Here is a 23,934-nt window from a genome sequence, read left to right on the forward strand (position 1 = left end):
TCGAAAAGCTTTACCGCGATGTCATATCATGATCACTTCGTGACCATCAATACCCCACAGGCGGATCGACATGACCGACAACGGTAACCCGCTGCTACAGGACTGGCAAACGCCCTATCAATTGCCGCCCTTCCAGCAGATCCAGTGCGAACACTTCGCGCCTGCATTCGCGGTGCTTTTCGAGCAGCATCTGGCAGAAATTGATGCCCTTGCTGAAAATCAGGCCACGCCCACATTCGCCAACACCGTGGCCGCGTTCGATGCGGCCGGCGCCACGATTGATCGCGTACGGCTGACTTTCGAAAACCTGTGCGCCTCAGAGTCGCCGGCCGCGCTGCAGGCCGTGGAGCGCGAGATGGCACCGCTGCTGGCCGCACACGACAGCAAGGTGGCCATGCACGCCGGCTTCTTCGCGAGGCTCGACGCGGTCCACCAGCAAGCTGCCGTGCTAGATCTTAGCGAAGAGCAGCAGCGTTTGCTGCAACGCATGCACACCGATTTTGTCCGTACGGGCGCCAAGCTGCAAGGATTCGACCGCGAGCGGTTCGCGGCTATTGCCTCGCGGCTCGCGGATCTGCAGACGCAGTTCGCGCAAAACATACTCGCGGACGAATCCAGCTACCAGTTGCCGCTGACATCGGAAGTGGACTTAGCTGGGTTGCCCGATTTTCTGCGCCAATCGGCACGCAGCGCCGCAAAAGAACGCGGTCTGGAGGGTTACGTGATCACGCTCTCGCGTTCGCTGGTGCAGCCGTTTCTTACATGGTCCACCCGCCGTGATTTGCGGGAGACGGCATGGTGCGCCTGGACCAGTCGCGGAGAAAACCCGGCACGCGATAACCGGCCGATCGCTCGCGAGATACTGATGCTGCGGCAAGAACAAGCACATTTGCTCGGTTACGAAAACTTTGCCGATTACGCCCTTGCCGATCGCATGGCGGGCAGCGCGTCCGCGGTCCACGCGCTGCTTAGCCAGGTATGGGAGCCGGCTAAGGCCAGCGTTGAACAGGAGAGGCAGGCACTGGCCGCGCAGGCTGCTGCGCTGGGTGAACCTGCCGACATTGAACCGTGGGACTGGTATTACCTCGCCGAGAAGGTGCGGGTTGCCCGTTATGAACTCGACGATGCACAAGTGAAACCGTACTTCAGCCTGGACGCGATGCTCGCAGCCATGTTCGATTGCGCGGAACGCCTGTTCAAACTGCAGTTCGTTGAACAAACCAGCGTGTCGCTGTACCACCCGGACGTGCGCCTGTGGGAAGTGCGCCGCGGAGCTGAACAAGTGGGTATCTTCCTTGGCGACAACTATGCCCGGCCCAATAAACAAGGCGGCGCGTGGATGCACGTTTATCGCAAGCAAAGGCGTCATGGCGGCAAGGTGACGCCGATCGTGGTGAACAACAACAACTTCGCCCGCACTGACGATGGTCCGACACTACTGAGTTTCGACGACGTACGCACGCTGTTTCATGAGTTCGGCCACGGCCTGCATGGCTTGCTGTCCGATGTGAACTATGGTCGTCTGTCGGGGACCAATGTCCCGCAAGACTATGTGGAACTTCCTTCTCAGTTGATGGAAAACTGGGCCACGGTGCCGGAAGTGCTCGCGAAGCACGCGCGTCATGTGAGCACTGGCGAGCCAATCCCGGCCGAGCTGATCGAGCGCATCAGGGCCTCCCAGACTTTCAACCAGGGGTTTCAGACGGTCGCCTACACATCGTCAGCTCTGATCGATATGGCGCTGCATCTGCGCAACGATCTGGATGGAATCGACATCGCCCGGTTCGAGGTAGCTGAGCGGGAGCGGCTTGGCGTACCGCGCGAGGTGGGCATGCGCCATCGGCTGCCCCACTTTGGCCATATCTTCAGCGGCGGATATTACGCGGCCGGGTATTACGTCTACATGTGGGCGGAGGTGCTGGAAGCCGACGCATTCGACGCATTCGAAGAAGCCGGCAACGCATTCGATCCCGCGCTAGCGGACAAGCTGCATCGGTATGTGTACAGCGCAGGCGATAGCCGCGAACAGGGCTCGGCGTTCCGCGCTTTTCGTGGCCGCGACCCGCGTGCCGAGCCCATGTTGCGAAAACGCGGATTGCTGCGAACTGAGTGAAGCGGCTTTATCGACAGGCCGTGCCTTTCGCTTCGACTGCCTCAGGCACGGGTCGGTTCGTGAGGAGCGGTTAAAGTAAATGCTGCCGGCATTAAAGGGCGTCATGTTTGCGGTAGTCCAATGCAAGATTCGAAGATGGCCAAGCCTTCCAGAACATCACTTTTTGCCGCGGCCACCCTGTGGGATGCCGCCTCGGTCGCAGCGAACCTGGCCTCGGCGCCTGAGCTTGTCAAGGCAGGCGATCCCCAGGGCCGTACGGCCCTGCATCGAGCTTGTGCAGTCAAGCCCTCCTCTACTCCTCAACTCGCCGAGCCGAACGGGATCAGGACCGTTACAACGCTTCTGGAAGCCGGTGCGGAGCTTGAACGTGAAGTGCCTATGAACGAGGACGAAGGCGATTTCCGGGCAACGCCGCTTTGGTATGCCGTCGCCCGTGGCGAAAACCTGCCGCTGGTCAGGTTCCTTTTGCAGCGTGGCGCGAACGCAAGCTATTCGCTTTGGGCGGCAGTATGGCGCGACGACGATCTTCTATGTCGCGCCCTCTTGAAATCCAAACCGGAGCTTGATCTCAGGGCACATGGTGAGACGCCCATCTTCTATGCCGCCCGGCTTAAGCGGCTCAAGACGCTGGATCTCCTGATCGAAGCGGGTGCGGATCCGTCAATAGCGGATTGCGCAGGCCGCGACGCGGTGGACATTGCGCGCGCAAGACGCTTGCCCAAGGAAATGATTGATCGGCTGGAACATCTGAAGAACGGTATGCAATCCAGCCGCGCGTGATGACATGGAAACAGCTGCACTGGCCGGTTCATCCTCACCTATCTGTATAGGGCGCCTTGACGGTCCGTGAAGCAATAATGGCGGCTCGTCATTGGTCAGCACTATCAAACCAGGGAGGCACTCATGAACCGTCGCTATGTCACAGCAGATGTATTCACCGACGAAAAATTCAAAGGTAATCCGGTCGCTGTCGTGTTGGACGCTGAAGGTTTGTCGACAAACCAGATGCAAGCGATCGCAGTCGAATTCGGGTATAGCGAAACTACATTTGTATTGCCACCCCGTGATCCTGCCAACTCGGCCTGGGTAAGGATCTTTACACCGAGCCGCGAAATTCCTTTCGCCGGACATCCGAACATCGGTACCGCGTTTGTACTGGCTGCGAGAGCGGCATCGGGTCCGGCGCCTCTGCGGGATCAACTTGTGTTCGAGGAGGCCGCGGGCCTGGTTCCGGTCACCCAACTGAAAGAAAACGGGAAGCTGGTCGGAGCGGAACTGATTGCACCAGAGCCGCTAGCCCGGCTGTCGCAAGTGCCGCAAGACCGCGTAGCCGAGTGTCTTTCCCTGGATTGCTCCGATATCCTGGTCGACGCTCACCCACCGCAGGTCGCCTCGGTCGGCCTCCCGTTCGTCGTTGTTGAGCTTGCGTCCCGAGACGCACTGCGCCGATGTACACCTAACCTCGTCGCTTACAAAGGCTTGCTGCCCGTTGACGGCGCTACGTCTATCTACGCCTATACACGGGACAGGGTTGACTCTGACTGCGATCTGCAAGCCCGCATGTTCACGCCTCGCATGACAGAAGACCCGGCGACGGGCAGCGCAACCGGCGCTATGGCCGCGCTCGTCGCCCAGGTCCGGGGGGCGTCGGATCTGGTGCTGCGCGTGGGTCAAGGCGTAGACATGGGGCGGCCGAGCGTCTTGATCGCCAGCGTGGATGCTGACAACGGCAAGACAAGGATCCGCATAGGCGGTAAATGTGTCAGCGTGATGGAAGGATCGTTTTGGCTCGCTTCTTCTGACCAGACCTGAGCGTGAGCAGCAGCGCGGCGACCTGCCAGGCGGATACATAGAGCTTCGTAGCCGGCTTCTGCAATGCTCTATGCGCCGCGCAAGCCTACGCTGCCTCAGCGCAGCATGAATGACATCGCCGACAAGCAGTTCAACATACGCACCACATGTTCGACGGACGTTGCGTCAAAGCGCAGCGTCACGCCATCTACTCGCGTAAGCAACGGCCACTGACAAAACAGATCGGCAAGCGCAGTAGTCTGCACACGTAGTTCGCATTCAACCGGTGCGGCTGATACGCGCACGGAATCCCGGATCGTGCCGGCCGTCAAGTGACGTTCAACAATCGCACGTGCCGCACGCTCGACCGCCGTGCACGCGCTTTCTGGCGTCTGTGTCACGCCGCTCGCGTGACCGGACGCGGTCTTGGTAACGACGAACCTGGCATCGGGAAATTGCGCTCGCGTTTCCTCGGCGAAAACATCGTCGCCTGAAAGCAGCACGACATGCGCGCCGTATTGCGCAGCCAGTGCGCCGTACAACCCCGCTTTACCGAGCTCCACGCCGTTCAGCAACACCCGCGCAAACGCGAAGCTGTTGATGGTGTGGGCGAGAATGCCGCGGCTCTGCGACATCGCGTGGTAGCCGATCATAAATACAAGCACGGCTCCGTATTCCAGTCCTGCCATCATGCCGAGCGTGCGCGGTTTGCCGAGTACGACTTGCGCGCGGGCATCGAGAAGATCCGGCAGCAAGTTGCGGAACCCTCCGTGCGAATCGTTGACCCAGACGTGGGTTGCGCCGCCCGCGAATGCCCCTTGTATCGCTGCGTTTGCCTCAAGCGTCATCCAGCGGCGAGCGCGTTCATATTCGACGTTGCCCGCACGCGTTTGCTCGGTCGCGGCGCAATGCCTGCAGGGCGGGTCCGCTCAGCGAACTGATCTCGTTGCCGTCGAACTCGATCGAACCGCTCTGGCTTTCAACGAGTCGCAGCAGCGAGCGGCCCGTGGTGGATTTGCCGCAGCCCGATTCACCCACTAGCGCAAGCGTTTCGCCGGGACGCAAGTCGAAGCTCACGCGTTCAACGGCATGCACGCGGCCCGTCACGCGGCCGAAGAGACCGGTCCTGACCGGGAAGCGCGTGACCAGATCACGCACGCGAAGGATCGGCGGCGTGGTGTCGGCGATACTCGGCTGCGCTTCGTGCGCGACCGCTGGCGCTGGAACCAGCGTCTCATCGGCGCCGGCCTGTTCGACGGTGAGAATCGGAAACTTGGCCGGCAAGTCGGTGCCTGACATCGCGCCAAGACGCGGAACAGCGGCCAGCAACGCCTTCGTATAAGGATGCACGGGCGCCGCGAACAGGGGTCCGGCCGCGCCCTCCTCCACCTTCTCGCCGTGATACATCACCAGGACACGGTCAGCCACTTCCGCGACCACGCCCATGTCATGCGTGATAAAGATCACGCCCATGTTCATCTCGTCCTGCAAGCCGCGGATCAGTTGCAGGATCTGCGCCTGGATGGTGACGTCGAGCGCGGTGGTCGGTTCATCGGCGATCAGCAGCGCGGGCTTGCATGACAGCGCCATTGCGATCATCACGCGCTGGCGCATACCGCCGGACAACTGATGCGGAAATCGGGCCGCCACCCGGCGTGCTTCGGGAATACGCACGAGTTCAAGCAGACGCAAAGTTTCCGCGCGGGCTGCACTGCGGCTTTTATGCTGATGCAGCGCGATCGCTTCGCCGATCTGATCGCCCACGGTGAACACCGGGTTCAGCGATGTCATGGGCTCCTGGAAGATCATCGCAATGTCGGCGCCGCGGATTGCACGCATCGTGCTGGATGACGCGCGCGCGAGATCGAGCACCTGGCCGTCACGCCGCCGGAACGCAATGGCGCCGCTGGCAATGCGGCCACCGCCATGCTCGATCAGGCGCATCAGCGCGAGCGAGGTCACCGACTTGCCCGACCCGGACTCACCGACGATCGCCAGTGTTTCGCCACGATCGACCGTCAGCGACAGGTTGCGCACTGCGTTGAATGCCTTGTCGCCCTGGCGAAACGCGATCGAGAGATCGTCAACGGCGAGCACGCATTGGGGTGGCAAGGTGTCGAGACGCGAACGTGCAATGTGCAGTGAAATCGGCACGATGTTTTCCTCAAGGAATGAACGCGGCTCGGGCGATGATTCGCGCAGTGCCAGGCGTGGGGCCAGACAGATGAACTACCCTCAGCGATAGATCGCCGTTACGGGTGCAACGCCTACCCGCGCAAAGCCGCGGTACATGCCCTCGGTGTTGAACGGCAACGTGACGTTGCCGAGTGCGTCGACGGCGATCAATCCACCGCGGCCATTTATGCGCGGCAGGCGGTTCATCACGACATCGCCCGCAGCTTCTTCCAGCGATACCCCGCGATACGCCATTTGCGCAGCAACGTCGTAAGCGGCGACCATCCGCATGAACATCTCGCCGGAACCCGTGGTGGACACGGCACAGGTTGCGTCGTCCGCGTAGCAGCCCGCGCCGATCAACGGGGCATCGCCCACCCGCCCGGCCTGCTTGTTGGTCACACCGCCTGTCGACGTGGCGGCAGCAACGTGTCCGTGTTGATCGAGCGCAACCGCGCCAACCGTACCGAACTTGCGATTCGGGTCGATGGGTTCGTGTGGCGTGGGCTCTTCTGCATCGCCACCCGGCGATGGGGCTGAAAACGTCGCGCCGTCGTGATCGAGCATCACACGTTGCTGGCCGCGTACAAGCAGCCATTGCTTGTGACGGGCATCAGTATGGAAGTACGAAGAGTCGACCGGTTCAAACCCCTGTGCCACGGCAAATGCTTCCGCGCCAGCGCCCGTGAACATCACATGTTCGCTTGCCTCAAGCACGCGGCGCGCGACCAGGATTGGATTGCGCACGCGGGTCACGCAGCAGATCGCACCGGCTTCGAGCGTGCTGCCGTCCATGATTGAAGCGTCGAGTTCATGCGTGCCGTCGGCAGTGAACACCGCGCCGCGTCCCGCGTTGAACAGCGGGTTGTCTTCGAGAAGACGCACGGCTTCGCTCACGGCGTCGAGTGCACTGCCGCCTGTAGCAAGCACTTTCTGGCCTGCCGTCAGAACGTCGGTCAGGCTCGCGTGGTAGCGCTGCTCTGCGTTTGGGTCCATCAGCGTGCGCAGGATCGTGCCTGCGCCGCCGTGAATGGCAATGACTGCGGTCGGATTCATCGTTTCGGCTTTTTGTGGTTGCGTGTAGTACTGGACGCCCGCGCCTTGCTCGCGGGACGATTCGGCGAACCCGGGGTTGACGGGTTGCTTTCACCGGACGGGGTCTTGGTCAGCCACGGCAACACGAATTCGGTCATGTCCGCGGCGGCTTTGGCCGAGCGTTTGGTGCGATACGCAACGGCGTCGCAGACTGCTTCGATCACGGCCAGCACCGCCGCGTCCGAGTTTGCCGCGAGCCGCCTTTCTGAGCGCACGCACAGCGTCAGGTCGGCGAACTGCCCGAGCGGTGAGTTCACGCTGTCGGTCAAGGCGAGGACGCGGGCCCCCAGGCTCGCGGCACGGCGCGCGAGCTGGATCGTGTCGTCGACATAACGAGGAAACGCAATGCCGATCACGAGATCGCCCTCGCCTGCGCTGAAGAGGCGGCGCGCTGCGTGCGTCGGTCCGCCAACGAACGCTAGCGACTGCACGTTGTTGTGATAGGGCATCAGGCCGTGCTCCATCAGTCCGGCCAGAAACGCGCTCGAGCCGGCACCAAGCACGAACACGCGGCGCGCGGCAAGAATGGCTTCGACCGCTGCATCCGCTGCGGCGCCATCGATGTCACTGCGTGTCAAACGTAAATTGACTTCTGCCTGTTCAAGCGACGCGCCGAGCAACGCGTCACCGCCCGCGGGCGATTCCTGCGCTGAACGCAAACGCTCAACCGGCGCAAGCGTTGCTTCGAAACCGCGTACCAGCGCGCCGCGAAATGCCGGGTAACCGTCGAAGCCGAGTGCACGTGCGAAGCGGTTTGCGGTCGCCACGGAGGCGCCCACGGCATCTGCAAGTTCATCTATGCGCATGGTCGCCGCACGGAACAAATTGGCCTGCACATAGGCCCCCATGCGGCGATGAATGGGCGTCAGGCCCGGCATTGCAGCCACGATAAGTGCAGCGATACTCAGTCCCGATTGACCGGAGGCAGCGGGCGGATGCTCAGCCATGAAGAAGAATCAGCGCAAAGGCTGAGAAGTGACGATGAAAGTATATTTACACAAAATATTTGTGGAAAAAAATTCATTTTCATTCGGAGGGTTTCCCCTGAGCGAGTCCGGGAGCGTGATAACACGGCCTATGCAGGCCCCTATATACGGCTCTGCTAGCCGTGAACTAGGCAATTCGGAGCATGCTGAGTCGCCGCTACTTCGTTGGTTGAAAACCTTCATGCCTAGGAAACAGACATTTAGTGCGATAGAAATTATCGATGCAAACAATAGGTATCCTTACTATTGTTCCGAACGCCCTCAGCTGCCGGAAACGGCAACTGCGGCCTACTCAGTGCCGATGATGCATCCACCAATGGCGGGGGTGATCATCCGCGCGTTCGCGCTTTTGACCGGGCCATTTCGACTCGTTAATTAACAGGATAATGGCGACCAGGGCTAAGCCGCCGAGGCCAACCAGTACGTTGATTAAATCGATGGCAGAACTGTGCAAGGTTAATCGTGACGCGGTGCCAAGAAGGTCCATTACAGTGTTTACAAATTCGTCCATGATGCCCTCCCACGTCCTCTGCACTTACCTATACATGATAGGTAAACAGAGGCTTAAGAGTAAGCGGTCCGCCTTCAAATTTCTAAGGATTTTCCCGGGTGGATTCTAGTGTTTCCGCTGAACATCTACACGCAGGTTGGGCTTCTCACGTTGATGTGGCTCGTCAGCAAGCGCAGTATCCTGATCGTGCAGTTCGCGAATGAATTGCAGCGCGCCGGCAGGTCATCACGCGAGGCGCTGGAGAAAGCGGCCGGCGTGCGGCTGCGTCCCATCCTGGTGACCACGGCGACAATGGTGCTCGGCGTCTTGCCGCTCGTGATCGCGTCGGGGAGCCGGCGCTGCGGGCCGCAATGCGATGAAACTCCTGATCTTCACGGAGCTGTCAATTGGCACGCTGTTCATGCTGTACGTCGTGCCCGCGATGTACATGTTCCTGGCGGCGGATCACGAAATGAGGCGATCGCAGTTTATTCAGGCAATCGCTCTATCCGGCACCCCTCAGCAAAGAACCACGAACCTCCCGTCAAACCACTGGACTGGTTTGCTGCACTCGTTCCCTCGGACCGAACATCACGAAGCTGGCCACGGCCAGCACCCAGGCGCCAATACAGCCGTACAGCATCACGAGGCCAAATCCCTGCACGAGCGCTGCATGAACGGCGGTTCCTGAAGAATCCAGGGAACCTAATCCCGGAAACCCCTGTTTTAGAGCAACAACATCGCCTGCGGCTATTCGCTCCGCCAGGGATCGCAGTTGTCCGGCATCGAGAGACCCGGAAAACGTGCTTCTCAAAGACGACAAGATCCCTTCCATCAAGATGTACCCCATCAAGGCGATATTGATGGCCAGCGAGATCAGCCTGGCACTCATGTCAATGCCCGAAGCCATGCCTGCGCGCGAGCTCGGAACCGAACTGGTCGTCGTGTTGGTAACCGGCGTATTGGTCAGTCCCAATCCGATGCCGGCCAACAGGCACCCCGGCAGCATGGTCAACCAACTGGCATGCTCCGCGCCACTGCCGGCGCGCATCAGGATAAAACCCGCACCAATCGTGAACAGTCCGAGCGGAATGACGACACCCGGGTGATATCGAAGCGAAAGACGTTCGGCCAGCGGCGGGATCACCAGCGTGGGAAGCGTATAAGCCAGAAGTGCTGATCCGGCAGTCACGCTGTTGTAGCCCAGACTGCTTTGAAAATAAATCGGCAGATAAATCATGAACGGCCAAAAGCTGAAATTCATGCCCATTGATCCAAAAAGCGCACCCGAAAAATTACGTATTTTGAACACGGAAAAATCGAACATCGGATGAGCATTGATCTTTTCCGCGAATATAAACAGGATTAAGCTGATCGCCGCTGCGGTAATGATGCCGATGCCTGTGATACTGGTAAAACCAAGGTCGGACCCTTGCGTAATGAAATATGCCAGGCCGAAAACCGACAGCGAAAGCGTGACCATTCCCAGCAGGTCCAGCTTTTTTGCCTGTGGATCGCTGGACTCCTGAACCCCGTTAAAAACAAGAAGCAACGTTACTATCGCGATCAGAACGTGGATTAGAAACACCCACTGCCAATCCGATACCGCGACGATTACCCCTCCGACAATCGGCCCAAAACCCAAGCCAATCCCAAAGATGATCCCCCAGGCGCCAAAGGCTCTGGTACGGGCCTGCCCCTCCTGGAACTGATGCGAAAGGACTGCCACCTGGCAGATCAGCATCGCCCCGCCGGCTATGCCTTGAAGAAAGCGGCTCGCGATTAATACGGACACGCTGTGTGCCATCCCGCAAATCAGTGATGTGATTCCGAACAGGACAATAGCGATCGTAAAGATACGCTTCCTGCCAAACCGGTCCGCGAGCGTTCCGGTTGCCATCAAAACCGTCGTGCACGCAATGGTGTACGCGTTCATGATCCATTGCATTTCCTTGAAATCACCCTGCAGTACTTTTTCGAGGGTTGGCAATATCACTGGGACGCTGGAGATTTCCAGGCCGAACATGAGCGATGCCAGGCAAATGCCAGCTAATGCGACTGAGTTCTTTGCGGGATTGAAAAGTGTCATGAATATCACGGGGTTGCCAGATGCTCCGGCTACCCGCGCCTCCCGAATATCGGCGTGAAACATTGACGCGCTGACGCGCAATACACACTGGATAGAACACTGAATTCGATTCGATATCTCTTCATGTTGGATTTACACCGGAAGATTGAAGGGACCCGCTCGCTACAGGCAATACAGGTGACGCAGACAACACAAGTAATGCGCGTGGCGTACAACGCTAGGCGGCGCCTGCGGGTGAAAAGGTAATATAGAGGGAATCGAAGTCGTCATTGATTCATTGATTTCCTATCAATGAATCTTTACTGGAACCAATAGGATGCAGGCATGAGCGACAAGCTCCACGGCGTGACAACCTTCGTCCAGGTGGTCGAATCCGGCAGTTTCGCGCTGGCCGCCGAGCGCATGAACCTGACGCGCTCGGCCGTCGGCAAGGTGATCGCCCGGCTCGAATCACGTCTCGGTGTGCGCCTGCTTCATCGCACCACACGGAGCCAGAGCCTGACCGAAGACGGGCAGACTTACTACGATCGCTGCGTGCGGGCGCTGGCGGAACTGGACGCGGCTGAAGCCGATCTGGAAAGCGGCCGGCGCGAACCGCGCGGCCGCTTGCGCGTCAGCGTGCCAATCGCCTTCGGCCATCTCTGCGTCGCGCCGGTCCTGTTGCGCCTTGCATCCAGGCATCCGCAATTGCAGATTGATATTTCGTTCAGCGATCGCGCGGTGGATCTGGTGGAAGAAGGTTTCGACCTCGCCATTCGCATCGGCGAGTTACGCGATAGCGTGAGCCTCGCGGCGCGTCGTCTAGGCATGCAGTACTCGAGCATCGGCGCTGCACCGTCGTATGTTGCACGGCACGGGCTGCCTGCAAGACCCGAAGAGCTGGACGGACACGCGGGTATTGCTTACTCGCGCGCCGGCGCATCGTCGCCCTGGCAGGTGCGGGATATCGACGGCCAAGTGAGGCAGGTGCACATCCAACGGCAGGTGAGCCTGGACGATGTGCAGGCGATAGCCGCGGCGGCCATCGAAGGCTTCGGGTTGGCGTGGCTGCCTAGCTGGCTATTGTCGCGATACGAGAAGACCGGAGAACTGGTGGTTGTCATGAATAGCTGTGGAATGCTGCCGCAGGATATTCACGCCGTGTGGCCGCAAACCCGCTACCTGCCCTTGAAGACACGGCGTGCTATTGACGCCCTGGTCGCCGAGATTCCCGGGATGATCGCGGGTTGAATCAGCCAAGGTTGGCGCCTTTTACCAGTGGGCGACTTTCGGCAACTGCCAGCCATACGTGACAGACGCCACGCGCAAGGTGAAACACGCGGCTGCGCCGAGGAGCGCGGCGGCCATCGGCGAAAGACCCAACCGGCGGCTGACGACCGGAACGACCCCGCCCACGAACGCGGCGCTCGCATAGATATCGGCGACCAGGACCATGGGCACGCGGGCAAGCAGGATGTCGCGTATCACACCACCGCCCACGCCGGTGATCGTACCCATCAGCGTCGATATAAAAGGTCCGATTCCGTAGCTCAGCGCCTTTTGCGTGCCCGCCACGGCGAATAGCGCAAGCCCAGCCGCGTCCAGTGCCATGAGCACGGGTGCCGACAGATTGCGGGCCTCGGTGTGAAAGATGAAGGTAAGCAAGCCCGTGATGAACGCAAGCGCCGGGTAGCGCCAATCGCGCACGGCATTGGGAGGCGTCGCGCCGATCAGCAGGTCGCGAATCACGCCGCCGCCAAGCGCCACGACAAACGACAGGACCATGACTCCGAGCAGATCAAGTCCACTCTGCATGGCAGAGATCGCGCCCTCGGCGGCAAACACGGCCGTGCCCGCAAGATCGGCCACCAGGACTATCGTTTCTATTTTCTTCATCGTTCAGGTCTGCGATGGCTATTTTTGGTATTGCGCGAGTATCGGGGAGCACGCGGCATTCCATCAAGCAGCACGGTCAAGATAACGCTTCACCTCGGCGCCGATCCATTCCATGAAATGCGTCTGCTTCACGCTCAGCACTTCACGCTGCTGCCAGACGAGCCAATACGGATACGGGTATGGCACGTGTATATCGGTAATCTGAACGAGCTCGCCGCGAGCGATGGCATCTGCAACGAGCGTGCGTCGTTCAAGCGCGATGCCCTGCCCCAATAACACGGCTCCCAGCACGATATTCGAATCGTTCGCGAACAGGCCACTCACATTCTCGGGTTCGCGCACGTTGGCGGCACGGCACCAGTCGGTCCAAGGGGCATCGGTGCTTCTGATCAATGGACACGCCATGACCTCCTCAGCGGAGCGAGGAAACTGACCTTCGTTGAAATGCGGAGCGGCCACGATCAACAGTTCGTCGCTGAACAACTCTTTCTGAGCGAGACCGGGCCAGTGCCCTTGTCCCATTCGAATGCTGATGTCGGCAAGACCGTGCCGCATGTCCTGTATCTCGAGACTCGTTTGCAGCCGAACCCGGTAATACGGATGGCGCTCCCGGAAACTCGATAAGCGAGGCAGCAGCCAATGCAAGGCAAACGACGGCAGCGTGGCGATGACCAGTTCGCTTTCTTGAGGGCGGGTCTGGGCCAGAAGCGTCGCGTTTGCAATGTCGCGAAGCGCCGAGCGTATTTCGAGCGCATAGAGACGTCCCTCTTCCGTCAGGCGCAATCCTCTCGCTTCACGCACGAAGAGTGCAACGCCCATGGTGTCTTCGAGAATCCTGATCTGCTGACTGACCGCCGAGTGCGTGACGTGTAGTTCGCGCGCAGCGAGCGTGACGCCGCCGAGCCTGGCAGCCGCTTCGAAACACCGGAGCGCGGTTAAGGGCGGGATGTTGTTCATGTAAGTTTTTCTTACGGAAGACGTCTGTTTATGTCGCTTTTCACGCGTCGACTAACTGTTTAACCTGATGAGGCTGGCTGTCTCACATCACTCGTGCAAGCGAGTTCGGCGATATGCATAAAGACGGCGACATGATAGATATTCTAACGGGAAGCGTATGAAACTGATCGGAATGCTGGACTCGCCTTATGTCCGCCGGGTGGCAATTTGCCTCAAGCTGCTTAAGCTTGATTTCGGGCATCGGCCGGTTTCTGTATTCAGGGACTTCGAGGAATTCCGCAAGCTCAACCCGGTCGTGAAGGCACCGACCTTGATCCTCGACGACGGTCAAAGCCTGATGGATTCAACACTCATCCTGGACTATGTGACGGCCATCGCTGGGTCAGCGGTCACTTCGATACCAGATCGCGCGGACGATCGTTTGCGCGCAACGAGGCTCACTGGACTCGCGTTGGCAGCGTGTGACAAGACGGTCCAGATTGTCTATGAACGCAACTTGCGTCCCGTCGAAAAACAGCACGAGCCGTGGATCGATCGCGTCAGTGTTCAGTTGCTCGCGGCGTACGCGGAACTCGAAGCTGAAGTGGGGTTGGCTACTTTGCCCCTGGACGCGGGACGGCTTGGACAGGCAGGCGTGACCGTCGCGGTCGCCTGGAGATTCACCCAGATGATGGTGCCGAAAATTGTTGTCGCCGCGGAGTATCCCAACCTGCAATCGTTCTCGGCTTTCGCCGAGCAACAGCCTGCTTTCGAAAGCACGCCGCCTGAATGAGCGACGTCGAAGGATAGCCGCCGTCTAGTCCACGATAACCAGCTTGGCGCCGGTTGCAGATGACGACCTATGCACCTCGGCGTCATCGGCGACCGGGTAGCTCATGCACGCAACGCTTGCCTAGTCAGCGTCGGAGCCAGACTCAGCGTCCAGCGCCAGCACGGTCACCCCCACATCGATCCGATGCGACCCGCCCCCGAGAATCATCCCGCGCAGCAGCGACACATCGCTATAGTCCCGCCCCGTGGCAAGCGTCACGTGCTCCAGGTCGGCGAGCACATCGTTCGTCGGATCAAGATCGATCCATCCGCTGCCGGGACAAAACACCGACACCCACGCATGCGACGCATCCGCGCCGATCAACTTCTCCTGCCCCGGCGCGGGGTCATTGCGCAAATATCCGCTGACGTACCGGGCCGGCAACCCGAGCGAGCGCATGCAGCCGATCATCACCTGCGCAAAATCCTGGCAGACGCCCCGGCGCATTTCAAACGCGCGATGGGCAGGCGTGTCATACGACGTCGCCAAAGGCTTGTACTTGAAGTCGCCATGAATCCGGTGCATCAGGTCGATCGCCCCCTCTGCCAATGGCGTGCCCGCAGGAAAACTTTCCAGCGCGTAGTCGCGCAGGTCCTGACCGAGACTGATATTGGGCGACGCGAAGCAAAACTCCGTCTCAGAGCGAAACGGCGCACTGGCGCTAAAACGCATACCCTTCGCGACTTCGTCCCACGCCGGCGTGGTCGCTGGATCGAGCGAAGCCCAGCGCGGCGTGAGTTCAACGGTCGTTTCGCTGACCATCTGCAATGACCGGTGTGGTGACTCGAGCGAAAAATACAGCACGTCGTTACCGAACGTATCAACGCGACTATTGATGTACGGCGGCTTCGGCTCAATGCTTTCGGTGTGTGAGATCACCCGCTGCCACGCGCAGTTTTGCGGCCGGATGGTCGCGAGATGCTGAGCCGTTTCCACGTACGTTGAATAGCGGTAGGTCGTCCGGTGCGACACCCACAACACGGTTTTCGGAATCTTCACGACGACACCTGCAATGCCTGCGTATTCGCGTGGCTGAAGTAACGTGCGCTGATTTCATGCGCAGCGGCGCTCACGTGATCGCCAAGTGTCTCGCAGGCCTGGATGAGTTCGCCATAGTTGCCTTCCTCGTCGGTCGTGCACAGTTGCTCGAGTCCCCGCAGCGACTTCAGCAACAGCGTTGCGTCGCTGAACGCGCCGTGGTTCGTATTGCCTGCCGCAATCGAAATCTCATTGAGCTTCGTGCATAAGCGCGAGTACACGCCGTACAGGCCGCGCGGGTTGGTCGGCTCGACCACCAGCAGGTCGATCAGCGCGGGCACTTCGAAACGCCCCGGATAAAGCGATCGATACGTGAGCGTACTGTCGAACAATTGCAGCAGCAGGTCGAATCCGGCCGGCGTCGTCATCTGGCCATGCTCCGCGGCTACGCGCAGGAAGGTGGTCATCGTCCATACCCGTTCGATGTGCCGTCCCGCGAACACCAGCTTCCACGCTTCGTCGCGCGTCATGCGGTCGCCCTGCGCGCCGCTGATCGCGAGCAGTTGCGTTGACAGTGTTTCAAGCGTTCGCGTAAGTTTCACGCGGTCATAACGTTCCACGCCCGGTCCCGGCTTGAACTGCTGGATGGCGTCGCGGAAATCGTTTCGCGCGGCCAGGATCGTGCGCCAGTGATCGGTCGAAAGACGTCCGCGAATCTCGCTGCTCGCGCGCACCTGGCTCGCCAGGTTCTGGCCAATACTTGCCGCCGTGCCGTTCTCGCCAATATTGGCGATCAGCAAACGTTCGAGCCCGCGCGCCGTGTGCCCCTGGATCGGCGTGCCCGGCGGCAGAAGGCCGCTCTGCCACGCGAGGTCCACCAGGGTCTCCAGCATGCCCTCGGAGTCGTTGCTGTCGATAGACGAGAGGATCACACGCAGCAGCCGCACGTTGTTCTCGGCGCGTTCTCCGTATCGTCCGGCCCAGAAGAGGTTTTCTGCAGCGCGACTCGATACCGTCCGATGCTTGCGCGCAAGGTCAGCCGGTTTGATCGGCGTGGGGAGCAGCGAGAAGCTCGAACCCGGCTTGCTCGACAGCACCCAGGTGTCGACGCTGCTGCTGCCGTATTGCATCGATACCGACGGTTGGCGCTCCGCCCCAAGCCGCGTGAATCCGCCCGGCATCACGGACCAGCCGCCATCAATATTCGCGATCGCATAAACACGCAACACCGACGGCCGTCCCGTCAGCGTGTTGTCTTCATAACGCGGCGCGTGTGAACTCGGGAACAGGTTCTGGATGGTGAACGCGTCCGGCATCGCGTCGATCCGCGCGCGCCAGCCGGCGAGGGGTTGCAGGCCGTCGCCGAAACCGCGCGGGCCGCCGCCGTTGAGCGGCAAACCCGGCCAGGTAGGAATCACAAAAGCCTTGTCCAGACGGGCCAGCACCGCTTCACGCGCCGCTTCTTCACCGCACCACCAGGTCGGCACGCTGGCGAGTTCCAGAGGCTCGTTCAGCAGCGCCCGCGAGATGGCCGGCAGGAAACCATGCAGGGCCGGCGATTCGACAAAACCCGAGCCCGGCACGTTGGACACCATCACGTTGCCGGCCCGCATCACCTGCAACAGGCCCGGCACGCCGATGGTGGAGTCGGCGCGCAATTCGACCGGATCGCAGAACGCGTCGTCCAGGCGGCGCATCAGTACGTGAACCCGTTCCAGACCGGCGAATGTCTTCAGGAACAGCATGTCGTCGCGCACTGTCAGGTCCTTGCCTTCGACCAGCGTGACGCCGAGGTAGCGAGCCAGGAACGCATGCTCGAAGAAGGTTTCGCTGAAAGGCCCGGGCGTCAGCAGCGCGATGTGCGGCGAACCTTCGCCCGACATCATCGCCCGGCCGCCCTGGACCAGCGCGGCGATCAGTTGCGAGTAGAACGGGGCGAGCCTCTGGACCTTCATCGAACGGAACGGCTCGGTGAATACGTCGGAGACGATGAGGCGGTTTTCGAGCGCATAGCCGAGTCCGGACGGCGCTTCAGTCCGATGCGCCATCACGGTCCATGTGCCGTTGGGAGCACGCGTCAGGTCCACGGCAACAAGCTGCAGATACTGCGCGCCGGGAGGCATGAAGCCCTTCACCGAGCGCAGGTACCCTGGGTGTCCGAACACCAGCGCGGGAGGCAGCAGGCCGTCATGCAGCAGCGTCTGCGGCCCGTAGATATCGGCGACGATGGCATTGAGCAACTTCGCGCGCTGCGTCACCGCGCGCTCGATCACCGACCACTCGCCTTCATCGATCAGAAACGGCAGCAGGTCCAGCGACCACGGACGAGGCTCGCCCTTGTCCGCGTAGACGTTGTAACTGATGTCGTTATCGCGGACCTGCTGCGCGATGGAGGCGGTCGCCCGGTCGAGGTTGGCGATGCCGTCATCACCAAGCAAGTCGAAGAACTGCTGCCAGGAAGCGCGCAACTGGCCCGACGCGTCGCGCAGTTCGTCCCAATGACCCTCCCGGGCCGGTACCGCGCGAAGGTGTGACGACACACTCGCGCGGTTCGTGATTGCTTCAAACGGAAGCGTGGATTGGAAGGCCAAATTGAGCAGTTATCGTTGATGAGGCTACCGTCGGCGCAAATCGAGCGTGAACGGAAACTCCAGGCTGCGCTTCGGTTCCTCCACGTCCATCCGTCCGGGCGTATGGCCGATTCTGAAAAAGCGCGCGCGCCGCCGGCTTTCCGCCTCGTATGCGTTGACCGGATAGGTCACATAGTTGCGGCCACCCGGATGGGCTACATGATACCGGCATCCGCCTATGGACCGGTTGCTCCAGGTGTCAACGATGTCAAAGGTCAGCGGTGCATCCACGCCAATCGACGGATGCAGCGCCGTCGGCTGGGACCATGCCCTGAAGCGCACGCCGGCCACATGCTCGCTCACCCGCCCGGTGGGTTGCAACGGCAGCGGCACGCCGTTGACCGTCACCACGTGGCGGTTGTCGTTGAGCCCGAGCACGCGCACTTCGAGCCGTTCCACCGACGAATCCACATAGCGCACCGTACCGCCCGGCGACCCCTGCTCGCCCATTACGTGCCACGGCTCCAGCGCGCTGCGTACCGTCAGTTCAATACCGTTTGTCTGGACCGCTCCCACCAGCGGGAAACGGAACTCGAAATGCGGCGCGAACCACGCGGCATCGAACGCATAGCCGGCTTCGTTGAGGTCCGCGATGACATCGTGGAAATCCATTTCGATGAACGTGCCGAGCAGGAAACGATCATGCAGTTCCGTGCCCCAGCGCGTGAGGCGCGTGGTGTAAGGCTTGTCCCAGAACCGCGCGACCAGCGCGCGCAGCAGCAACTGCTGGACGAGGCTCATGCGGGCGTGCGGCGGCATTTCGAAGCCCCGCAGTTCGAGCAGGCCGAGGCGGCCGGTCGGACCATCGGGGGAATACAGCTTGTCGATGCAGAATTCCGCGCGGTGCGTATTGCCGGTCACATCGATCAGCAGGTTGCGCAACGTCCGGTCGATCAGCCACGGCGGCAGCAATGCGCTGTCGCGACCGCCCAGGCGTTCGAGCTGATGTTCGATCTCCTTGAAGGCTATCTCCAGCTCATACAATTGGTCGTTGCGTGCTTCGTCAACGCGCGGCGCCTGGCTGGTCGGTCCGAGAAACAATCCCGAGAACAGGTACGACATCGACGGATGGTTGATGAAGTACGCAATCAGGCTTGCAAGCAGGTCGGGACGCCGCAGGAACGGGCTGTCGGCAGGCGTTGCACCGCCGAGCACGAAATGATTGCCGCCGCCCGTGCCGGTGTGACGCCCATCGGTCATGAACTTCTCGGTGCTGAGATAACTTTCGTGCGCCGATTGATACAGGAACTCGGTGTGATCGACGAGTTGATCCCAGCTCGACGCCGGATGGATGTTCACCTCGATCACGCCCGGATCCGGCGTGACTTGCAGCATCTTGAGGCGGGCATCGCGTGGCGGCGGATACCCTTCTATCACCACTTTCATGTGCAGATCGGCGGCTGTTGCCTCAATGGCCGCGAGCAGGTCGAGGTAGTCATCGAGTTCGGTCAGCGGCGGCATGAACACATGCAGCAGGCTCTTGCCGCTTCCAAACGATTTCTCTTCGACGTCAGGTCCCGCCGCACGCGCCGGATCTCGCGCTTCAACACATAGCGCAGTACGCCGGATCCACGATGCAGACTCTCCGCGCGACGGCTCGCGGGTTGAGGTTGCGGGTCGTGATAATCCAGTGCCCGGTGTTGCGCCAGTGCCAGTTCCCGCACCAGTTCCCGCACCACTTCCCGCACCTTCGCCCGCTTTTCCTTCCATACTTTCGCCAACCAGGGCTTCGCCGCGATATTGCATGCGCAATTCCATCGCCTGGCGCAACGGTGCAGGCGGCCCGAACGGATCGTGCGGGTGTTGATACGGAAAGTCCCCCGCACTCACCCACGGTAGCGATTCGAGCGGCAACCGATATCCCATCGGCGAGTCGCCGGGAATCAGGTACATGCGGCCATCGCGGAAAAACCAGGGACCGCTGACCCATGTCGGCGCTTGCATCGGAACATCGCGCTCGCGCGCTATAGGCAGCACATAACCCGTCACCTGCGACAAGCCTGCATCGAATACACGACGCAGGCGCATGCGCTCCATCTCGTCTTCGAGTTCGGATTCGAACGGGTCCACGTTCACCGGCAGGCGACGCTCACGCCACAGGTAGTAGAACGTGTCTTCGTAACCGGGCTGGATATACGACGGATCCAGCGAAACCTTGTCCGCCAGATGTTCGATAAAGCGCCTTGCATCCTCGGCCGTGTAGTTGCCGGGATCGCGTTCATCGGCAAATAGCTTGGGGTCTTCCCAGATCGGCTCGCCATCTGCGCGCCAGAACAGCGACATGGCCCAGCGGGGCAACTGTTCACCCGGATACCACTTGCCTTGTCCGAGATGCAGAAAACCACCTACGCCATAACGTGCACGCAGTTTGTCCATCAGCGAGACGGCATAACCGCGCTTCGTCGGCCCGAGTGCATCCGTGTTCCATTCAGCTGCATCGCGGTCGCTCACGGCGACGAACGTAGGCTCGCCGCCCATCGTCAGGCGCACGTCCATGTCGGTCAGTTCCTGGTCGACTTGCGCGCCCATCTTCTGCACCGCGGTCCACACTTCTTCTGTATATGGCTTCGTCACGCGTGGCGTTTCGAGTACGCGCTGCACCTGCATGATGTGCTCGAACTCGACTTCGCTTTCATCGACAGCGCCCGAGATAGGCGCGGCGCTGCCCGGTTCAGGCGTGCAGGCGACGGGGATATGCCCCTCGCCAGCCAGCAGTCCCGAAGTCGGATCGAGGCCGATCCAGCCCGCGCCGGGCAGGAAGACTTCGCACCACGCGTGCAGGTCGGTGAAGTCGACTTCGGTGCCGCTCGGGCCATCGAGGGACTTTTGGTCGGGGGTGAGCTGGATCAGATAACCGGAAACGAAACGCGCCGCCAGCCCGAGCTGGCGTAAAGCCTCGACGAGCAGCCAACCAGTGTCGCGGCACGATCCCAGCGCTTTTTCGAGCGTTTCCTCCGGCGTCTGGACGCCGGGTTCCATGCGAATCACGTAGCCAATGTCGTGCTGCAGCCGCTGGTTCAGTTCGACCAGGAAATCGGCCGTTACCTTGGGCGTCTTGTCGATACTTTCAACAAACTTGGCCAGCAACGGCGTGGGCTCGCGTTTGATCAGGTACGGAGCCAACTCGGCCGCGAGTTCCGGTTCATACGCGAACGGGAATTTTTCGGCGTAGGGCTCAAGGAAGAAGTCGAAGGGGTTGTACACCGCCATCTCGGCGACCAGATCGACCGTGATCTTGAATTCCCGCGTTTTCTCGGGAAAGACGAGCCGCGCCTGATAGTTGGCGAACGCGTCCTGCTGCCAGTTGATGAAGTGTTCGGATGGCTCGACCCGCATCGAATACGAAACGATCGGGGTACGGCAATGCGGCGCAGGCCGCAGGCGCACGACCTGCGGTGAAAGGCCGACGAGGCGGTCATAACGGTAGTGCGTGACATGGTTCAACGCGACACGGATTGACACACCTGACTCCTGGACGAATTTTGGCAATCTTCAAAAGCAAACTCCATGCCGTTTGGCCAAACGCACCATCGGGCAAGGCTTCTGGGCACTTCCATGCACTCAATACTGCTTTGAACCCATTTCCAGCGCCCCTTGATGCACCAAACTGGCGCGTAAAACGCCCTTTGCGTCTGGACCGGAGCGTTCCTGCGGCGGCACGTGGCTTGCTTGATAGCCACCATTAAGCCACCACGCCCTGTATTCCAGCCTATCTCTTCAATATGAAAACATTCCACTGCGGCCGTTGCCAGCATCACGTTTTTTTCGAGAATGTGAAATGCGAATCCTGTGCGGCGTTGCTGGGCTTCGTGCCTGAATTATCAGAAGTTTGCGCGTTCGAGCCAGCCGGCGACACGTTGTGGCGCGCGTTGAACCCATCGGCGAACGGTGCGCTGTTCCGGCAGTGCAACAACTACGCGCTCGAGAACGTCTGCAACTGGATGATCCCGGCCGATTCGCCGGACGTGTTGTGCCCGGCGTGCAGCCTGACGCGGACTATCCCCAACCTCTCCCGCCCGGAAAATCGCGTCTACTGGTACAAGCTGGAGACGGCCAAGCGGCGCCTGTTGTTCGCGCTCTCGGCACTCGGCCTGAACACCGATTCGCGACGGATCAACCCGGAAACCGGTTTGCAGTTCGAGTTTCTCGAGGACGGAGCCATGGGGCCGAAGGTCCTGACCGGTCACGACAACGGCCTCATTACGATGAACATAGCCGAAGCCGATGACGCCTTGCGTGAACGCATGCGCGCGGACATGCACGAGCCGTACCGGACTTTGCTGGGACATTTTCGGCATGAGATAGGCCACTACTACTTCGACCGTCTCGTGGCGAATACAAGCTGGGAAGAACCGTTTCGCGAGATCTTCGGCGATGAGCGCGCGGACTATGCCCAATCACTCCAGGCCCATTACGACAATGGACCACCAGCCGACTGGGACCAGTCTTATGTGAGCGCCTACGCCACCACGCATCCGTGGGAAGACTGGGCCGAGACGTGGGCACATTACCTGCATATCGTCGATACAGTCGACACCGCCGCCGCATGCGGATTCAAGCTCGATCCAAAGTCCGACAATGAACCGTCGCTTACCGAGATAGAGCCGGTCGAGAACACCAGTTTCGATAAGCTCATGAAGCAATGGTTTCCGCTCATGTACGCGTTGAACAGCTTGAATCGAAGCCTGGGACTAGCCGATGCGTATCCGTTCACGCTCTCGCCGAAGGTCGTCGCCAAGCTACGTTTCGTGCACAAGGTGATTGCGGGCGCGAGTGCGCAGAAACACGCAAACGATGCGAGTGCTGACGCTCAACAAGCAAATAAACAGGAAAATCAGCAAGACATGAAGCAAGACCTGCAAGACCAGCAAGACCAGCCGGCGGCAGCGTCCGGTTGATCATAAATTAATCACGAGTTCAACCTGTTGAACTCCGGTTTGATCATCGTCCCTGGTGAAACGGGCGATGTCGATGCCAGCAACTCCCTGGCCGCGGCCATTTACGCACCTCAACCTACGCACCTCAACCGAAAAAGGTCAGTCCGATGAAGCTCCGCGTTGGTTACGAACTGGTCTATGAATGCGTGCAGCCGACACCGATGCTGCTGATGCTGAACATGCACGCTTCGCGGGCGCAGAACATCCTTGTCCCGGACATCCTGAGGGTCAGCCCGACGGTGCCCTACACGCAGTATCACGACTCATTCGGCAATCTGTGCAGCCGGCTGGTTGCGCCGCAAGGCTGGCTCACGCTGTCCACGGAAGGATTGATCGACGTGCCGCCTTACATGGAGTTGCAGGAGCCGAACGGTTATCAGCATGCCGTTGAAGAACTGCCCGACGAGTGCATGCAGTTCCTGCTCGGCAGCCGCTACTGCGAGACCGATCTGCTGTCCGATGCCGCCTGGCAGATGTTCGGGCATACGCCGCTCGGACGCGCCCGGGTCCAGGCTATTTGCGATTTTGTTCATCGGCACATACGGTTCGACTACAACTGCGCGCGTCCGACCAAGACGGCGTTCGAAGCGTATCGGGAAGGCGTGGGCGTATGCCGGGACTTTGCGCATCTGGCCGTCGCGTTATGCCGCGCGATGAACATTCCGGCGCGTTACTGCACGGGGTATATCAGCGACATCGGTTTGCCGCCGCCCTATGCGCCCATGGATTTCTGCGCCTGGATGGAGGTGTATCTGGGCAATACGTGGCAGACATTCGATCCGCGCAACAATGCGCCGCGTACCGGCCGTGTATTGATGGCAAGAGGCCGCGACGCCGCCGACGTCGCGTTGAGCAACACCTTCGGCACCACCACGCTGGTCAGGTTCAGCGTGGTTTGCGAGCCTCAATAAGTCCTCACTAACTCCTCAGTGACTCGCGCGGCCGGCTCGACGATAGCCGATCGAGAACGGCCACGCAGCGTCAGCCGGATGACCTGGCTGACGCTG

16 protein-coding genes and 3 pseudogenes are annotated in these 23,934 nt (G+C 60.5%); 8 read left to right on the forward strand and 11 right to left on the reverse strand.

Annotated elements, in window-relative coordinates:
- Positions 1–70 precede the first annotated feature (70 nt).
- From BSU04_RS34000 to BSU04_RS34010, 3 genes are all read left to right on the forward strand, one after another.
- Positions 71–2,113 carry a M3 family metallopeptidase gene (locus BSU04_RS34000; protein ID WP_089164650.1) on the forward strand — a complete coding sequence of 681 codons (2,043 nt, stop codon included), beginning with the start codon at positions 71–73 and terminating at the stop codon, positions 2,111–2,113.
- A gap of 135 nt (positions 2,114–2,248) precedes the next feature.
- Entirely contained in the window at positions 2,249–2,893 is a 645-nt protein-coding gene (locus BSU04_RS34005) for an ankyrin repeat domain-containing protein (protein WP_179258534.1), read from the forward strand.
- Between the two features lie 123 nt (positions 2,894–3,016).
- The gene (locus BSU04_RS34010; protein WP_089164652.1) at positions 3,017–3,925 is read left to right on the forward strand and encodes a PhzF family phenazine biosynthesis protein; all 909 of its coding nucleotides are present in this window, start codon (positions 3,017–3,019) and stop codon (positions 3,923–3,925) included.
- 95 nt (positions 3,926–4,020) lie between these two features.
- Here the strand turns inward: BSU04_RS34010 and BSU04_RS34015 are convergent.
- The 5 genes and pseudogenes from BSU04_RS34015 to BSU04_RS34035 form a co-directional block, all read right to left on the reverse strand.
- A pseudogene (locus BSU04_RS34015) lies at positions 4,021–4,803 on the reverse strand (M55 family metallopeptidase); the annotation flags it as partial.
- Positions 4,802–6,058, reverse strand: a pseudogene (locus tag BSU04_RS48640) (ATP-binding cassette domain-containing protein); the annotation flags it as partial. The pseudogenes BSU04_RS34015 and BSU04_RS48640, both read right to left, overlap by 2 nt.
- An 81-nt stretch (positions 6,059–6,139) precedes the next feature.
- Entirely contained in the window at positions 6,140–7,135 is a 996-nt protein-coding gene (locus tag BSU04_RS34025; RefSeq protein WP_089164653.1) for an isoaspartyl peptidase/L-asparaginase family protein, read from the reverse strand.
- Complete coding sequence (locus BSU04_RS34030) at positions 7,132–8,121, reverse strand: MurR/RpiR family transcriptional regulator (RefSeq protein ID WP_089164654.1); 990 nt, start codon at positions 8,119–8,121, stop codon at positions 7,132–7,134. Before BSU04_RS34030 ends, BSU04_RS34025 begins: the two co-directional genes overlap by 4 nt.
- A gap of 331 nt (positions 8,122–8,452) precedes the next feature.
- Positions 8,453–8,671 (reverse strand): hypothetical protein, encoded by a 219-nt coding sequence (locus BSU04_RS34035; protein WP_089164655.1) that lies wholly within the window; start codon positions 8,669–8,671, stop codon positions 8,453–8,455.
- A 117-nt stretch (positions 8,672–8,788) separates the two neighbouring features.
- On the opposite strand from BSU04_RS34035, the pseudogene BSU04_RS34040 reads away from it, so the two are divergent.
- Positions 8,789–9,122, forward strand: a pseudogene (locus tag BSU04_RS34040) (efflux RND transporter permease subunit); the annotation flags it as partial.
- A gap of 72 nt (positions 9,123–9,194) precedes the next feature.
- Here the strand turns inward: BSU04_RS34040 and BSU04_RS34045 are convergent.
- The gene (locus BSU04_RS34045; RefSeq protein WP_089164656.1) at positions 9,195–10,739 is read right to left on the reverse strand and encodes an MFS transporter; all 1,545 of its coding nucleotides are present in this window, start codon (positions 10,737–10,739) and stop codon (positions 9,195–9,197) included.
- A 324-nt stretch (positions 10,740–11,063) separates the two neighbouring features.
- Here BSU04_RS34045 and BSU04_RS34050 point away from each other — a divergent pair, with 324 nt between their 5' ends.
- Positions 11,064–11,969: a LysR family transcriptional regulator gene (locus BSU04_RS34050; protein WP_089164657.1), complete on the forward strand. Its 906-nt coding sequence runs from the start codon at positions 11,064–11,066 to the stop codon at positions 11,967–11,969.
- Between the two features lie 21 nt (positions 11,970–11,990).
- On the opposite strand, the gene BSU04_RS34055 is transcribed toward BSU04_RS34050, so the two are convergent.
- Together BSU04_RS34055 and BSU04_RS34060 are read right to left on the reverse strand one after the other, a co-directional pair.
- On the reverse strand, positions 11,991–12,614 hold the full coding sequence (locus BSU04_RS34055) for a trimeric intracellular cation channel family protein (RefSeq protein WP_089164658.1): 624 nt from the start codon (positions 12,612–12,614) through the stop codon (positions 11,991–11,993).
- A 63-nt stretch (positions 12,615–12,677) separates the two neighbouring features.
- Positions 12,678–13,571: a LysR substrate-binding domain-containing protein gene (locus BSU04_RS34060; RefSeq protein WP_089164659.1), complete on the reverse strand. Its 894-nt coding sequence runs from the start codon at positions 13,569–13,571 to the stop codon at positions 12,678–12,680.
- Positions 13,572–13,728: 157 nt separating this feature from the next.
- Between BSU04_RS34060 and BSU04_RS34065 the strand changes: the two genes are divergently transcribed.
- Positions 13,729–14,343 carry a glutathione S-transferase gene (locus BSU04_RS34065; protein WP_089164660.1) on the forward strand — a complete coding sequence of 205 codons (615 nt, stop codon included), beginning with the start codon at positions 13,729–13,731 and terminating at the stop codon, positions 14,341–14,343.
- 120 nt (positions 14,344–14,463) lie between these two features.
- Here BSU04_RS34065 and BSU04_RS34070 read toward each other — a convergent pair whose 3' ends face one another.
- The 3 genes from BSU04_RS34070 to BSU04_RS34080 are packed head-to-tail and all read right to left on the reverse strand — an operon-like array spanning position 14,464 to position 21,452.
- The gene (locus tag BSU04_RS34070) at positions 14,464–15,381 is read right to left on the reverse strand and encodes a transglutaminase family protein (protein ID WP_089164661.1); all 918 of its coding nucleotides are present in this window, start codon (positions 15,379–15,381) and stop codon (positions 14,464–14,466) included.
- Positions 15,378–17,951 carry a circularly permuted type 2 ATP-grasp protein gene (locus tag BSU04_RS34075; RefSeq protein WP_089164662.1) on the reverse strand — a complete coding sequence of 858 codons (2,574 nt, stop codon included), beginning with the start codon at positions 17,949–17,951 and terminating at the stop codon, positions 15,378–15,380. The genes BSU04_RS34070 and BSU04_RS34075 overlap by 4 nt, the downstream gene beginning before the upstream one ends.
- Before the next feature lie 24 nt (positions 17,952–17,975).
- Positions 17,976–21,452, reverse strand: coding sequence for a transglutaminase family protein (locus tag BSU04_RS34080; RefSeq protein ID WP_089164663.1), 3,477 nt, complete (start codon positions 21,450–21,452; stop codon positions 17,976–17,978).
- 260 nt (positions 21,453–21,712) lie between these two features.
- On the opposite strand from BSU04_RS34080, the gene BSU04_RS34085 reads away from it, so the two are divergent.
- Both BSU04_RS34085 and BSU04_RS34090 read left to right on the forward strand, forming a co-directional pair.
- Positions 21,713–22,888 (forward strand): zinc-binding metallopeptidase family protein, encoded by a 1,176-nt coding sequence (locus BSU04_RS34085; RefSeq protein WP_089164664.1) that lies wholly within the window; start codon positions 21,713–21,715, stop codon positions 22,886–22,888.
- Between the two features lie 146 nt (positions 22,889–23,034).
- Positions 23,035–23,838, forward strand: coding sequence for a transglutaminase-like domain-containing protein (locus BSU04_RS34090; RefSeq protein ID WP_089164665.1), 804 nt, complete (start codon positions 23,035–23,037; stop codon positions 23,836–23,838).
- The last annotated feature ends 96 nt before the right edge of the window (positions 23,839–23,934 follow it).

This window comes from Caballeronia sordidicola, from assembly GCF_002220365.1.
In the GTDB taxonomy this organism is placed as follows: Bacteria; Pseudomonadota; Gammaproteobacteria; order Burkholderiales; family Burkholderiaceae; genus Caballeronia; species Caballeronia sordidicola_C.

Coding starts and splice junctions, on each gene's coding strand:
- BSU04_RS34000 (WP_089164650.1), top strand. CDS start 71: ATGACCGACAACGGTAACCCGCTGCTACAGGACTGGCAAACGCCCTAT.
- BSU04_RS34005 (WP_179258534.1), top strand. CDS start 2,249: ATGGCCAAGCCTTCCAGAACATCACTTTTTGCCGCGGCCACCCTGTGG.
- BSU04_RS34010 (WP_089164652.1), top strand. CDS start 3,017: ATGAACCGTCGCTATGTCACAGCAGATGTATTCACCGACGAAAAATTC.
- BSU04_RS34025 (WP_089164653.1), bottom strand. CDS start 7,135: ATGAATCCGACCGCAGTCATTGCCATTCACGGCGGCGCAGGCACGATC.
- BSU04_RS34030 (WP_089164654.1), bottom strand. CDS start 8,121: ATGGCTGAGCATCCGCCCGCTGCCTCCGGTCAATCGGGACTGAGTATC.
- BSU04_RS34035 (WP_089164655.1), bottom strand. CDS start 8,671: ATGGACGAATTTGTAAACACTGTAATGGACCTTCTTGGCACCGCGTCA.
- BSU04_RS34045 (WP_089164656.1), bottom strand. CDS start 10,739: ATGACACTTTTCAATCCCGCAAAGAACTCAGTCGCATTAGCTGGCATT.
- BSU04_RS34050 (WP_089164657.1), top strand. CDS start 11,064: ATGAGCGACAAGCTCCACGGCGTGACAACCTTCGTCCAGGTGGTCGAA.
- BSU04_RS34055 (WP_089164658.1), bottom strand. CDS start 12,614: ATGAAGAAAATAGAAACGATAGTCCTGGTGGCCGATCTTGCGGGCACG.
- BSU04_RS34060 (WP_089164659.1), bottom strand. CDS start 13,571: ATGAACAACATCCCGCCCTTAACCGCGCTCCGGTGTTTCGAAGCGGCT.
- BSU04_RS34065 (WP_089164660.1), top strand. CDS start 13,729: ATGAAACTGATCGGAATGCTGGACTCGCCTTATGTCCGCCGGGTGGCA.
- BSU04_RS34085 (WP_089164664.1), top strand. CDS start 21,713: ATGAAAACATTCCACTGCGGCCGTTGCCAGCATCACGTTTTTTTCGAG.
- BSU04_RS34090 (WP_089164665.1), top strand. CDS start 23,035: ATGAAGCTCCGCGTTGGTTACGAACTGGTCTATGAATGCGTGCAGCCG.